The sequence below is a fragment of the Yersinia sp. J1 genome (genome assembly GCF_050586585.1).
GTDB classification, from domain to species: Bacteria; Pseudomonadota; Gammaproteobacteria; order Enterobacterales; family Enterobacteriaceae; genus Yersinia; species Yersinia entomophaga.
Genome location: NZ_JBOBDP010000001.1, coordinates 856436 through 870807, shown reverse-complemented (window position 1 = coordinate 870807; position 14372 = coordinate 856436). Strand labels below are relative to the sequence as shown.

Sequence of the window (14372 nt, the reverse complement as noted above, 5' to 3'; positions counted from 1 at the left end):
CATAGCGCGCCGAAGAGGGCAATGCCATGAGGATTTGGTGTCTAATCTTGAGCTGTATCGCGCAATTATTCATTCGTATGATTAAAGCGTCGGCTCCGTCTGGTAAACAGTAAGGGAATTATGTCATTATATTGGTGACACTGACTGTCACGTCGTCTCTATTTAGCCGTAGTCCAACACTATTTTGAATTAAGAGAGGATTAGGGGATGAGTAGTGAGCGGATACAGCGCGAAACCATCTGCTTTGATTACATGAAATTTCTATCGGCTTCCTGCAAAAAACGCTGGAGTTTTGTCGATGCGATTTATGGTGTAATGCCTATCTTCGGCATGGTGGTAAAAAAATCTCAAACTGAATCAGAAAAGAACCCACAAGAGCAGTTAACCGCCTTAGCTTTGCAGGTGCTATCTACACAGGTGAGCGATGAAACCAATATGATTCGGTTAATTCGGTTGGCACGCCAACAGGGGATTCAATCTCTGGAAGTCCAATTACCCTATGGTTTGGATATCGGTCAATTGGCGGCTATTTCACGTCAGTGCTCACCGCAGGTTGCTTTGACGTTAAACGGCGAGCGGTTGCTGGTTAATTTGCCCGTCATTCAGCCTTAAATATGCTGTTCATGGCGAGCAAGCGTCGCTCTTGGCCATTTTATCTTTATATTCTATCACTCAGAAATTCAGCAAAAGTTCGGCTTTGCTCACTGATAATTTGAATTTGATGCTCGGTTTCTTTTCCGTTATTTATGCGTTGCTCAATATCATCTAGTCTATCGTTGCTATCCTGTAACGTCTCATTGTTAGTCGGATGGTGTTGATACCCTTGGGTAATGAGATTTTTTCGATGCTTGGATTGTTTTTATCAATGCCTTGGTTCCATGAAAAGCAGCCTTATTAGCTTTACTGCTTCCTCGAAACTGCCTCCAACTGTGATTCTCTCCAAATTTTCTATTAATCGATGGGCTTCTTGCCACCTCAATATCAATTTTGATTCATGCATTTCTGCTACAAAAGGCTGTTCAGCATCTACTTTATTTTTACTGACATTTTATTTTTACTAACATATGTAGATAGCTGAACATATTAGAAATTAATGCATAATTAACCAGGTCGCGGGCAGGGTAGCGACCATTACCAGACAAATGGCCACGCGCTCCATTTTATTTAAGATGCGCATATCATGGTGACTTTTCCGAGCATAAATAAACACCAATAATCCCGGCGCATACAATAATACCGACAGCAGCAAATGCAGCATACCGGCGGCGTAAATCAGCCATAAACCGTATAAGCAGGCACCGCTGGCCGCCACAATCAAGCGCCAATCCTGACGTTTTAGCGCAACCTTAAACAGAAATGCGCCCACCAAGAAATACGGCACTAAAATCATTTCAGAAGCGATAGTTAGCAGCGTATTATAGTTACTTCCGGTAATCCAAATCAGTACCAACGCAATCTGCACCGCGCCGTTGGTAAACCACAGCGATTGGGATGGCGCATTATTCTTATTTTGCTGACAAAACGCTTTCGGGAAAGCGCCATGTTTAGCCGCATGCAACGGCACCTCGGCGGCCATAATGGTCCAGCTCAAGTAAGCGCCGCAGACTGAAATAATCAGACCCGTGGCGATAACGATTTCACCCAGTGGCCCCATCAGCTCAACCATCAAACCGGCCATCGATGGGTTGCGCATCTCTGCCAGCTCGGCGCGTGGTACTACGCCTAGCGACAGTAAGGTGATCAGCAAATACACGCTCAGTGCAGATAACACCGCCAGCATGGTTGCCCGACCAACGTCCTTTTTATTTCGCGCCCGCGCCGAAACCACTACTGCACCTTCCACACCGATAAACACCCACAGAGTGATAAGCATGGTGCTTTTAACCTGCTCCCACACCGGCGTACCCAAAGCGATGCCGCTGAAATCCAGCGTAAAGGTCTCGAGATTAAAGGCGATCGCCGCCAGAATAATAAAACCGCCTAAGGGTAACAGTTTCGCCAGCGTCGCCACCAAATTGATGCTGGCCGCAGTCTGTACGCCGCGTAATACCAAGGCGTGCACCACCCACAGCAGGAAAGAGGCACCGATCAATGCTTGCCAGGTATTCCCTTCACCAAAAACGATGTGATCTGGCGTATCGGTGAAAAAGCTCAGCGCGGCAAACACAATAACCAGATAAGACACGTTAGCGATCACCGCGCACAGCCAGTAACCCCAGGCGGAGAAAAAGCCGACCAGATCGCCAAAGCCTTCTTTAGCATAGGTAAAGATACCGCCATCCAGATCCGGCCTGAGGCGAGTCAACAACAGCATGGCAAAGGCGAGGAAGATAATCCCTACGCCGGTAATACTCCAACCGATAAGTAACGCCGCTGGACTGGCAACTTCAGCCATGTTCTGCGGTAGGCTAAAGACGCCGGCGCCTAGCATGGAGCTGAGAACAAGTGCGGTTAGCGCGGTTAGGCCGAGTTTTTTTTCCAATGCTAGCAGTCCTGGTATTTAAAGAATTAATCTATGGATGTCAGCTATCAACTAGCAGGATATGGGGAGTCGGCACCGATAGCTGAAAGATAATAGCCCTAAAAAGTGCCAAGATTTTACGGAGTGCGGGGTGTGGATGCAATGATTGGTTATGCGATTAGGATAAAAAGTTATTCAGTCGTTCAGGATTTGCGCAACCAGAAAGGCCGTTGGGCGGGAAGAGGGTAAAGAATGGCGGAAACAAAAGTAAAACGGGACAACCTTAGGCGGCCCCGCAAAGATTATTTGAACAAATCAGCGCTAACGGTCAGGTTGCCGCCGCTTTTGTTTTGCCACTGACGAGTCACGTGGTAGTACTTGGCTCCTTTCGCTGCGGCACGTTTAGCCACTTCTTGCGAAACATCGGTCATACTGTTGAAGTGACCGGTAAAGGTAACTGAATCAAAGGGCACCATTTGTGCCGCAGTGGTGTTATTCAGTTCCTGAATTTGCGTACCGTCGGACAGAGTTACAGTGTAACGCTTCCCGGTTGAAGACTGAGTTTCGAAGAAGCGACCCACGGCATTGCTTGGCGTACCAGAAGAGGCAACGCCCGGCAGTTCAACTTTAGCCGCTTCGGCACCGCCCGCTGCCAGTGCGGCACGGCCTGCGTCGGAATCAGCAGGGATGACGTCCGGGCTTTGCACCTTACGTTTTGGCGCATCAGCTTTATATACGTAAGCGGTGATAAACTGGTTACCGCCGCCGTTGGCATCGACTTGACGCACGATGAAGAAGAAGCTGGCATTTTTTCTTTTCGCTTCTTTAGAGATTGCGTCGTTAATATCCGGTTGGCTGCGGAAGAAGCCGCTGACAGACACGGTATCAAAAGGCTCCAGCAGATAAGCTTCGTTCTTCGGCAGCTCTTTTACGCCGTTGAAGGTGCGGTATTGAGTCTCTTGACTCACTTTTTCCGCATCTTTGTGGTACAGATCGGCCGTTACACGCCAGTTACCGCCGTTATTATTGCTGTTAGTATCCTGAATATAGAAAGCGTCTGCGCCCAATGCGTCAGCGCGACGTGACACCGCAGCGGCTGCTTCATTGATTGCGTTAAACCGACCGGTAATTGTTATACGTTGGAACGGTTTAATGGAGGCTGCTTTTTCCGGCGCTAATTCTTGCGCGGCTTGTGCAGCAGAAAATGCAGTCAGTGATAGCAATGCTGACGCGATGATCGTGTATTTCAGCTTCATAAAAAATCCTTTCGCCTTGCGCATTAACGTTATACGAGCAGAACTATTGATGTGTAACAGAATAGCCGATGATTATTACATGTAATAATGGCAGGTGTCTCAGCAATTTATGCCGCACAGTGTGACTATTTACTACCGGCAATCAATGGCGTTCTTTCCCGCTAATACAGATAAGTTTTGATAATAATACAATTAACGACATAAGCTCGATTTATTTACATTTTGCTAACCTCAGGCCACGTATTTACTGGATTCATAGAATGGATGGAATAAATTTAATCTAACCATAAATGGCAGGATAAGACTCTGGTAAATATAATATTGATAGTCATTTATACAATCTTCCCATTGGCTATCAGTTTTTATGCAAAAAGCGTTAATGTGATGCAGACAAATATGGATCATCAGTCACATTTTCAGTAGGTTATAGGAAGCTGTAGCAAGCAGGTTTCGGCGGCGCGAAGATTCGGCGTAACGAAATCACAACTATAGGCAGGATGACGACACACTCATCATCGAAGAGAACTAAAAGGGAACATTATGCGTATTGGTGTACCAAGAGAGCGGTTGGCCAATGAAGCCCGGGTTGCAGCAACGCCGAAAACGGTGGAACAACTGCTGAAGTTGGGCTTTACCGTCGCCATAGAGGCAGATGCCGGGCGACTGGCCAGTTTTGACGATGCGGCTTATCAGTCAGCTGGCGCCACAATTACGGATACGGCGAATGTGTGGCAATCGGATCTGATCCTAAAAGTTAACGCGCCCCTTGAGGATGAAATTGCCTTAATGCGTGAGGGCAGCACGCTGGTCAGTTTTATCTGGCCTGCGCAAAATCCAGAATTGCTGAAAAAACTGGCAGAACGTCAAGTGACGGTGCTGGCGATGGATTCTGTGCCGCGTATCTCACGTGCGCAGTCGATGGATGCCTTAAGCTCCATGGCCAACATCGCGGGTTACCGCGCCATTGTGGAAGCCGCTCATGAATTCGGCCGTTTCTTCACTGGGCAGATTACGGCCGCAGGTAAAGTGCCTCCGGCAAAAGTGATGATTATCGGTGCTGGCGTTGCCGGTCTGGCAGCCATTGGCGCCGCGGGCAGCCTTGGAGCTATCGTTCGCGCCTTCGATACGCGTCCGGAAGTGAAAGAACAGGTTCAGAGTATGGGGGCCGAATTCCTCGAGCTGGACTTTGAAGAAGAAGCGGGCAGCGGCGATGGCTACGCCAAAGTGATGTCCGAAGCTTTCATCAAGGCAGAGATGGAACTGTTTGCGGCGCAGGCGGCGGAAGTGGATATTATCGTCACTACCGCGCTGATTCCGGGCAAACCTGCTCCGTTGCTGATCACCAAAGAAATGGTTGCCTCGATGAAACCGGGCAGCGTGGTGGTCGATCTGGCGGCACAAACCGGCGGTAACTGCGAACTAACCGTCGCAGACAAAATCACCGTGACTGATAATGGCGTTAAAATTATTGGTTACACCGATTTACCAAGTCGTTTGCCAACCCAGTCTTCCCAGCTTTACGGTACTAACCTGGTTAACTTGCTGAAACTGCTGTGCAAAGAGAAGAACGGCGAAATTGATATCGATTTCGAGGATACCGTGATTCGCGGCGTTACCGTGGTGAAAACCGGTGAAATTACCTGGCCTGCGCCGCCAATTCAGGTTTCTGCTCAGCCTCAGGCGGCAAAAGCGGCGGCTCCGATTGAAAAACCTCAGGCTAAACCTTCGTCTCCCTGGACCAAATATATCTTTATGGCGATCGCCATCGTGCTGTTTGGCTGGCTGGCCAACGTGGCGCCGAAAGAGTTTTTGTCACACTTCACCGTGTTTGCTCTGGCTTGCGTAGTGGGTTACTACGTGGTGTGGAACGTCAGCCATGCGCTGCATACGCCGCTGATGTCGGTCACTAACGCTATTTCGGGCATCATTGTGGTAGGGGCGTTGTTGCAGATTGGCCACGGCGGCTGGGTAAGTTTCTTATCCTTTATTGCCGTACTGATTGCCAGCATCAACATTTTCGGTGGTTTCACCGTGACTCAGCGCATGCTGAAAATGTTCCGTAAACACTAAGGGGTAACTGATGTCTAGTGGTCTCGTAACAGCTGCATACATAGTTGCCGCGATTTTATTTATTTTCAGTCTGGCCGGTTTATCCCGCCACGAAACCTCCAAGCAGGGTAATACTTTTGGTATTACCGGTATGGCCATTGCACTGATCGCCACCATTATGGGGCCGGATTCCGGCAACGTTGGCTGGATTATTGTCGCTATGGTTATCGGTGGCTCCATCGGTATTTATCTGGCGAAAAAAGTCGAAATGACCGAAATGCCAGAGCTGGTTGCGGTGCTGCATAGCTTCGTGGGTCTGGCCGCGGTACTGGTTGGTTTCAACAGTTATCTGGATCACGGCGCACCAATGGAGCCTGTGATGCAGAACATTCATCTGACCGAAGTGTTCCTTGGCATCTTTATCGGTGCAGTAACCTTCACCGGTTCTATTGTGGCCTTTGGTAAATTACGCGGGATTATCTCTTCTAAACCGCTGACTTTGCCTCATCGCCATAAGCTGAATCTGGCGGCGTTGGTGGTGTCATTCCTGTTGATGGTGCTGTTTGTGAAAACCGACAGCGTAGCGATGCAGGGCATTTGTCTGTTCCTGATGACCGCCATAGCGCTGGCTTTCGGCTGGCATCTGGTGGCCTCCATTGGCGGGGCGGATATGCCGGTTGTGGTTTCCATGCTGAACTCCTACTCCGGTTGGGCTGCTGCGGCGGCGGGCTTTATGCTCAGCAACGACCTGCTGATCGTCACCGGCGCTTTGGTGGGTTCTTCCGGTGCGATTCTGTCTTACATTATGTGTAAGGCAATGAACCGCTCGTTTATCAGCGTTATTGCCGGTGGCTTCGGTACTGACGGTTCGTCCGTCGGTGATGCGGAAGAAATGGGCGAATACCGTGAAACGACGGCGGAAGACGTGGCCGAAATGCTGAAAAACTCCAGCTCAGTCATTATCACTCCGGGCTATGGCATGGCGGTAGCACAGGCGCAGTATCCGGTGGCAGAAATCACCGCCAAACTGCAGGCGCGCGGTATCAAAGTTCGTTTCGGTATTCATCCGGTTGCCGGCCGTTTACCGGGTCATATGAACGTGCTGCTGGCGGAAGCCAAGGTACCGTACGATGTGGTACTGGAAATGGACGAAATCAATCAAGACTTCCCGGAGACCGAAACCGTGCTGGTCATCGGTGCCAACGATACGGTTAACCCGGCGGCGTTGGAAGATCCGCGCAGTCCTATTGCCGGAATGCCGGTGCTGGAAGTGTGGAAAGCGCAGAATGTTATTGCGTTCAAACGTTCAATGAATACCGGTTATGCTGGCGTTCAGAACCCGTTGTTCTTCAAGGACAACACGCAAATGCTGTTTGGCGATGCTAAAGCTAGTGTGGAAGCCATTCTGCGCGCGTTGTAATCGTTAAGAAAAGGAGCGGGAAGAAGATTCGGCTCCTTGAATTGAACGGTAAAAACGAATTCCAAGCAACAAAACAAAAATCCGGAGCGCAACTGTCTCCGGATTTTTTATATCAATAAATCAGTGAGATAACGGGGATAAATACAGCGGGAAGTTGGCACGTTCGGCGGCCTGATTCAACTGTTTTTGCGCGGTGAGAATGTTTTCGCGCCAGTTTTCATCCTGCGCCCACATTTCAATAACCAATGGAACACGGCTATTCATATCTCGAAGCGCGCGGAAAATGGCGGTGAAATCCACTTCGCCTTCACCAATAACCAAATCGCGGAACTGGCCCGGTGCATTTTCTCTGACCTTAAGGGTGTCTTTCAGGTGAATCTGGACTATATGGTCGCGACTTAGCCTCAGCTCCGTTACCGTATCGTAATTCCAGCCGTTAATATTGCCCACGTCAGGGTAGGCCATAAAATAAGGGGAGGGAATTTCCCGCTTGAGAATTTCGAATTTACTCAATGAATTCAGATAGTCGGTATCCATAATCTCAACCGCCAGCATCACGCCTGCGCGCTCGGCTTGTTTGGCACACCATTTCATCCCATCAATAAAACGCTGGTGAGTATGTTCGTTAGAACTTTCGTAGTAAACGTCATAGCCTGCCAGTTGGATCACGCGAATCCCCAGCTTGTAAGCAAAATCAATCGCTTTTTCCATATGGATTTTAGCCTGTTCGCGAATAACTTTATCTGCGGAACCAAAGGGATACTTGCGGTGAGCGCTGAGACACATGGAATGTAACGGAATTTGATACTGTTCACACAGGCGACGCAGGCCATAGATTTGCTCGTCTGACCAATCCAGTCGCACGCGTCGTTCATCAGATTCATCTATCGATATTTCCATGAAATCAAAGCCCAGAGATTTGGCCACTCTAAGTTTTTCTTCCCACGGCATGGCGTTGGGGAGAGCTTTCTCATAGATCCCGACAATCTGGTTTACCCTGTTTGTATACATTATCAGCCTCCCGGGCCATATCGGTTACGACCAGTATTTATCGATTTCAGCGCGTAATGCCTGCGCGTTGGACTGACCTTTTTCGCCGGTTAACGCCCGCCCGGCAATAAAAGCTTTGGCTCGAATGCCTTCGAACAGGCGGATATCCTGCGGTACTATGCCGCCGGTTATAGAGAGTTCCAGTCCTAAATCAGACAAGGCGCGCATGCGAAGTAGGTCATCATCGCTCCAGCCCACGCCGGCCAATTCTGCGTCTCTGGAACGATGATAAATGGCCTGTTTAATGCCCAGAGCGCGCCAGGCTTTGGCATCATCGAGCGTCCAGTTACCGTAGATTTCGATTTGAATTTCTCTGCCCAACTCATCGGCTACTTTTTTGCAGGCTTCAATAGTGGCAATGTGCGCGGCGGCGGAAACCGTCAGCCAATCTGCGCCAGCTTCGAAAGCCATTCGCGATAAAATCGCGCCGCCGTCGGTGGTTTTTAAATCGCAGACTAATAGGTGATTCGGATGGTTTTGGCGTAACGTCGTCACCGCCTTCATTCCGGCGGCGAAGGCCAGAATAGTACCGACTTCGATAATATCGACGTAACCCGCGACGCTTTTTGCCAGAGTCACGGCGCTGGCCAGATCGGTTTGGTCCAGGGCGATTTGAAGCATAGGTTTGGCCATAGTGATAGTCCTTTTCAGTCAATGGCATCCGTTAACCAGATGCCGATGTGATAGCGAAGCAGGAGCGTGGTGCGGCTAGCGCTGCCCGTAGTAGGCGTTGCTGCCGTGTTTACGTCGATAATGTTTATCTGACAAAGCATTCTGCAGGTGAATATGTGCATTGAGCGAGCGTGTCGCCAGCGCCATGGCGGCGACTTCCTCTAAAACCACCGCGTTATGTACCGCTTCAAGCGCATTTTTTCCCCAGGTAAAGGGGGCGTGCCCATAGAGCAATACGCCGGGTACGGCTACCGGATCGATTCCGCGCATTCTGAAGGTTTCATCAATCACCAGCCCGCTGTTTCTTTCATAATTCTGATTGATTTCACTGTCTTTTAGTGGACGAGTGCAGGGAATATCACCGTAAAAATAGTCAGCATGAGTCGTTCCCAACGCCGGAAGATCTTTCCCCGCCTGCGCCCAAATAGTGGCGTAGCGCGAGTGAGTATGTACGATGCCACCCAGCGCCGGAAAGAGACGATATAACTCAAGATGAGTCGGGGTATCGCTCGAGGGATTTAAATCGCCCTCGATCACCTTGCCCTCCAGATCCAGCACCACGATATCCTCGGCTTTCATCTGGTCATATTCCACGCCGGAGGGCTTAATGGCCATGACGCCATGCTTTCGATCAATCTCGGAAGCATTGCCCCAAGTAAAGGTCACTAAACCGTAGCGAGGCAACAGCAAGTTGGCTTCCAGCACCCGATGTTTCAAAGCTTGATACATAATTTATTCTCCTTGTCACACCCGCAGCGCCGCATCAATCACCGCATAAACATCTTCGGTGCTACGGCAGCGGCGCAGTTTGTCGAGATCGACTCCGGTTTCGCTGTTTTCATCATCCAGAACCTGAGTAACCTCCATTAATCCCGCCATATGCTCATCCGAACTGCTGCCTGCGAGGGTGATCAGCACATCCACCGCGTCGTCTTCTCCGTCGAAATAAATAGGTTCGCTTAAGGTCACTAACGCAAACGCCGTGCGATTTACGCCGTCTTCCGGTCGGGCGTGAGGCAGAGCAAAATTTGGTGCAATAACGATATAAGGGCCGAGCTTTTCAACGCTGTTGATAATGGCCTGATGGTAGGCCGGCGTCACAGCACCTGAGGCAATCAGCATATCGGTTCCCAGCTTGATGGCCGCGCGCCAGTCTTCAGCCTGCGCCTGTAACAAGATGGAGCGGTTTTCTATCAACGAGCTTTTCAGTGATGAGGTGGTCATAGTGATATCTCCCCGGTTAGCTCTGGTGTGTCATCAAAATTAAAATTTAGGTTATTTTTGTTGGTTAACTTGCTCAATCAGAGCAAGCAACTGTTCGCCAAAAGAATGTGGGTTCAGCATATTTTGTACCCCAAGAATAAATTTACCTTCTCCAACTTCCATTTCACTCGACAAGTGTTTTGACGAAACAATAATGTCGGTATTAGCCAGTTTGGATTTGTAGTCAGAAACCGCACAGGAATCCATGTGATGGGGAATGCCTTTTTTCTCTAGATAGCTGCCGATCTTCATTTTCATCATCATAGAAGAACCTTGCCCGTTGCCGCAGACGGCGAGAATCCGAACCGGTTTAGCGCCTTCGACGCTGGGCGCATCGGTAGAATGTTCGGGTTTTGCCTCTTCGGCCGGATTTTCATCTACCGCAGGGGGGAGTGCCGCCAGCGCTTTAGCTGCATCTTCTTCAGCCCGTAAAGTGCGGGAGGCAAAGAACATATAAACCAGCGCCAGTGCGATCAACAGGTAGAAAGTTAAGGATGAAGCAGATAAACCTTGCATGATAGGAGGGAATAGCAGAGACCAGTCGGCCATACCCATCCAGCTATTGAAGGTAGTGCCATTCTGCATAAACAGATCAATAGCCCAGGCAGATCCTAATACTTCGATAATTCCCATTACAAAGCAGATTTTCATGACCGCACGCCAGCCGCCGAAGTGGTTGGCAAACACGCCGATAGTGGCGTTGGAGAAGAACATCGGAATAAAACCGGGAATAATCATGATGGATGTATTGAAGGCCAGCATCACCAATACGGCAGTGAACTGCCCTAAAGCGCCCCAGATAAAACCAAATACCATCGCGTTAGGGGAGAAGGCGTAGATCGCGGCGCAGTCAATCGCCAGTACCGCATTGGGAATAACGCGTTCAGAGATGCCTTTAAAAGCCTCAGACAGCTCGGCCACGAACATACGCACACCGGTCACAATAATCTGAATTGCTACGGCGAATTTCAGGCCGGTCTCCAGGATATAGATGGCCCAGTGAGTGCTGCCCGCCATCGAACGCAAGTTATCCATGCCGAAAGAGAGTAAAATTACGCCGAAAAACAGCGTCATAACGATAGCAGTGGCGGCAATGCTGTCATGGAATATATGCAGCCACTTCGGCAGCTTCAGATTATCTACGTTATCTTTCGGATCGCCAAGTTTAGGTGCAACTTTTACCGCAATCCAGGAGGCGGCCTGCTGTTGGTGCCCGATAGAGAAACCTGCGCCGCCGGTCACAGCTTCCGTCGGTTTAAACATAATATTGGAGAAAATACCCCAATAAAGGGCGAGGAGAATCGATGAGTAAATCACGGTTTCCCACATAGGAACCGCCATCACAAAGTAGAAAACCGCGATCAACCCAGCCTGTTGGAACATAATGTGGCCGGTTAGCATAATGGTGCGAATCCCGGTGTAGCGACGCAGCACCACCAGCAGAATATTGATTGCCAGCGCCAGTAATACCACGTACCCGACCCAGGAATAATCGTCGCCCATGGTTTCCATGGTTGTCATCATTGACGTATAGGGATCGATAACCGATCCTGTCAGACCGTGGAATTCGGCCATTTTTTCGATGACCGGTTTAAAGCTGGATACCAGCGTTGTTGCGCCGACTTGTACCAGCATAAAACCGACAATAGTCTTGATTGTTCCTTTAATAATGGTTGTGATATCACGACGTAGCAGGCTATAGCCGATACAAGTCACCAGACCAAGCAGCAACGGCGCTTTGGTCATGACCTGGCTGTAGAAGATATAAAACACATCATACAGATACTCCATACCACCCCCTGACACTAATATGGTTGGACGGAATCTTTGCCACCGCCCTGTAGAGATCCATTTCTCGGATAATACATGACACAACAACAAGCTATATAATCAAAGGTGATCATTCAATGATTCAATGTGATTAATTTGATTTTACTCACACTAATAAGGGCTTTGTGGTTATGTAATTAATTTAAGGCATTGAAAATAAACATATAAATAGATTGTGATAAGTAATAAATGACCTTTCTTGCATAAAGAAATTAAGGGTATACCGAGAGAGCAGCCATTCAATTGTTGAATATTATGACATTGACAGTTATTTTTCTCACGTATATGATCAATTTAAATCAAAACCAATCACCATGTAATCAGCATGTGAGCGGTTATCGTAGGATGACTGAAATGAATGAAATGCAACGTCACCATGAAATCGTGGCTTGGGTAAATGCGAAGCGGTCTCTCACTATTAACGATCTTATTGAGCGTTTTGATATTTCACCCGCGACGGCACGACGTGACATCGCCAAGCTGGATGCATTGAAACAGTTAAGAAAGGTACGCAACGGTGCGGAGTGCATCGTGGATAAAAAGAAGCAGGCCTGGTCGCCGCTGAACATTAATAACGCCGATAACTATGAAGAAAAATCACGCATTGCCGCCAAGGCATCGGAACTATGTCAGGACGGTGACAGCATAGTGCTTAACTGCGGTTCCACCGCATTTTTACTGGGACAAACTTTGTGCGGGCGCGACGTACAAATCGTGACGAATTACTTCCCGCTGGCTTGTTATCTGATTGAGAACGACCACGAGTGCGTGATCATTATTGGAGGTCAATACAACAAAACGCAAAATATTATTCTTAACCCTACCTCGACAACTTTTGATGCTTATGCAGGCAAATGGATGTTTACAAGTGGCAAGGCGCTCAATGAAACCGGGCTGTATAAAACCGATATGTTAACCGCAGTTTCGGAACAGCAGATGCTGAACAAAATCAGCAAACTGGTGGTGGTCGTTGATAGCTCCAAAGTGGGGCAGCGCACGGGTTTACTGTTTTGCCCAGCCAGTAAAATCGATATTCTGATTACCGGCAAGGATGCAAATCCAGAGGTTATCAGCAGCCTGAAAGCGCAGGGGGTAGACGTCATTTTGGTCTAATTTCTTTATCCTAAAGGTCTGATTATGAGCAAAGTAAACGAGATTACCCGTGAGTCATGGATTTTGAACACTTTCCCTGAGTGGGGAACCTGGTTAAATGAAGAAATCGAAAAAACCGAGGTTCAACCCAATACTTTCGCCATGTGGTGGTTAGGATGTACCGGTATCTGGCTTAAATCCGCCGGTGATACCAACATTTCTATCGATTTTTGGTGTGGCACTGGGAAAAGAACGCAGTCTAATCCTTATATGAATGCTCAACATCAAATGATGCGTATGGGCGGCGTGCGGGCATTACAGCCAAATCTTCGGACTTCGCCTTTTGTATTAGACCCTTTTGCCATCAAGAAAATTGATGCCGTGCTGGCTACTCACGATCACGCCGATCATATCGACGTCAACGTCGCTGCCGCGGTGCTGCAAAACTGCGACGATCATGTGAAATTTATCGGCCCGCAGGCCTGCGTTAATCTGTGGCTTGGCTGGGGCGTCCCGGAAGAACGCTGCATCGTGGCAAAAGTTGGATCGGTGATTGATATTGGCGATATTCAAATCACCGTGTTGGACTCTTTTGACCGTACTGCACTGATTACATTACCAAAAGGCACATCCTCCAAGGATAAGGCTCTGCTGGATACCATGGATGAGCGTGCGGTGAACTACCTGATAAAAACCAGCGGTGGCACGATCTACCATTCTGGCGACTCTCACTACTCAAATTATTACGCTAAACACGGTAACGATTACGATATTGACGTCGCGCTGTTGTCCTACGGTGAAAACCCGCGCGGTGTAACGGATAAAATGACTTCATCAGATATTCTGCGCGCCGCTGAATCTCTGAATGCGCAGGTAGTGGTGCCATTCCATCACGATATCTGGGCTAACTTCCAAAGTGACACTCGTGAAATCGAGGTACTGTGGAAAATGAAAAAAGATCGATTGGACTACAAATTTGCGCCGTTCTTCTGGCAAGTCGGCGGAAAGTACACCTATCCAACGGACAAGCATAAAATGCATTATCAGCATAACCGAGGCTTCCACGATATCTTTATCGATGAGCCAGAGCTGCCATACAAAGCCTTCCTGTAGCTGAATGAATACTCGATGCAAGCAGGCGCTGGAGCGACTGGCGTCCTTTTTATCAGCCAAAGGCTAAGGCTAAAAACCTGCTATTACACTGCTGTAAGGGAATTTTCAAGGGTAGGGAACGCACCGGATGTGCCTGATTTATCGGCACCGGTGCGGAGCAGACAAC

At 48.8% G+C, this 14372-nt stretch carries 12 protein-coding genes; 5 read left to right on the top strand and 7 right to left on the bottom strand.

Going from position 1 to position 14372, the window contains the following annotated elements:
• Positions 1-207 precede the first annotated feature (207 nt).
• Positions 208-612: a hypothetical protein gene (locus ACQ4OC_RS03700; RefSeq protein ID WP_120805517.1), complete on the top strand. Its 405-nt coding sequence runs from the start codon at positions 208-210 to the stop codon at positions 610-612.
• A gap of 478 nt (positions 613-1090) precedes the next feature.
• Here ACQ4OC_RS03700 and ACQ4OC_RS03695 read toward each other — a convergent pair whose 3' ends face one another.
• Positions 1091-2482 carry an amino acid permease gene (locus tag ACQ4OC_RS03695; protein ID WP_064513830.1) on the bottom strand — a complete coding sequence of 464 codons (1392 nt, stop codon included), beginning with the start codon at positions 2480-2482 and terminating at the stop codon, positions 1091-1093.
• 281 nt (positions 2483-2763) lie between these two features.
• Entirely contained in the window at positions 2764-3717 is a 954-nt protein-coding gene (gene ydgH / locus ACQ4OC_RS03690) for a DUF1471 family protein YdgH (RefSeq protein ID WP_064513828.1), read from the bottom strand.
• Positions 3718-4257: 540 nt separating this feature from the next.
• Here ydgH and pntA point away from each other — a divergent pair.
• Positions 4258-5787: a Re/Si-specific NAD(P)(+) transhydrogenase subunit alpha gene (pntA, locus tag ACQ4OC_RS03685; RefSeq protein WP_064513826.1), complete on the top strand. Its 1530-nt coding sequence runs from the start codon at positions 4258-4260 to the stop codon at positions 5785-5787.
• Between the two features lie 10 nt (positions 5788-5797).
• Positions 5798-7186, top strand: coding sequence for a Re/Si-specific NAD(P)(+) transhydrogenase subunit beta (gene pntB, locus ACQ4OC_RS03680; protein WP_064513825.1), 1389 nt, complete (start codon positions 5798-5800; stop codon positions 7184-7186).
• Between the two features lie 120 nt (positions 7187-7306).
• Here the strand turns inward: pntB and ACQ4OC_RS03675 are convergent, their stop codons facing one another.
• The 5 genes from ACQ4OC_RS03675 to ACQ4OC_RS03655 all read right to left on the bottom strand — a co-directional run bounded on the left by ACQ4OC_RS03675 (position 7307) and on the right by ACQ4OC_RS03655 (position 11962).
• Positions 7307-8197 carry an L-ribulose-5-phosphate 3-epimerase gene (locus ACQ4OC_RS03675; protein ID WP_430970941.1) on the bottom strand — a complete coding sequence of 297 codons (891 nt, stop codon included), beginning with the start codon at positions 8195-8197 and terminating at the stop codon, positions 7307-7309.
• A gap of 24 nt (positions 8198-8221) precedes the next feature.
• The gene (locus ACQ4OC_RS03670) at positions 8222-8869 is read right to left on the bottom strand and encodes a 3-keto-L-gulonate-6-phosphate decarboxylase UlaD (RefSeq protein WP_430970940.1); all 648 of its coding nucleotides are present in this window, start codon (positions 8867-8869) and stop codon (positions 8222-8224) included.
• A gap of 75 nt (positions 8870-8944) precedes the next feature.
• Positions 8945-9637 (bottom strand): L-ribulose-5-phosphate 4-epimerase, encoded by a 693-nt coding sequence (locus tag ACQ4OC_RS03665; RefSeq protein ID WP_064513818.1) that lies wholly within the window; start codon positions 9635-9637, stop codon positions 8945-8947.
• 15 nt (positions 9638-9652) lie between these two features.
• Positions 9653-10132 carry a PTS sugar transporter subunit IIA gene (locus tag ACQ4OC_RS03660; RefSeq protein ID WP_430970939.1) on the bottom strand — a complete coding sequence of 160 codons (480 nt, stop codon included), beginning with the start codon at positions 10130-10132 and terminating at the stop codon, positions 9653-9655.
• 51 nt (positions 10133-10183) lie between these two features.
• Positions 10184-11962 carry a PTS ascorbate-specific subunit IIBC gene (locus ACQ4OC_RS03655; RefSeq protein ID WP_430970938.1) on the bottom strand — a complete coding sequence of 593 codons (1779 nt, stop codon included), beginning with the start codon at positions 11960-11962 and terminating at the stop codon, positions 10184-10186.
• A gap of 393 nt (positions 11963-12355) precedes the next feature.
• Between ACQ4OC_RS03655 and ulaR the strand changes: the two genes are divergently transcribed.
• On the top strand, positions 12356-13114 hold the full coding sequence (gene ulaR, locus ACQ4OC_RS03650) for an HTH-type transcriptional regulator UlaR (protein WP_064513812.1): 759 nt from the start codon (positions 12356-12358) through the stop codon (positions 13112-13114).
• A gap of 24 nt (positions 13115-13138) precedes the next feature.
• Positions 13139-14206, top strand: coding sequence for an L-ascorbate 6-phosphate lactonase (ulaG, locus tag ACQ4OC_RS03645; RefSeq protein WP_064513810.1), 1068 nt, complete (start codon positions 13139-13141; stop codon positions 14204-14206).
• The last annotated feature ends 166 nt before the right edge of the window (positions 14207-14372 follow it).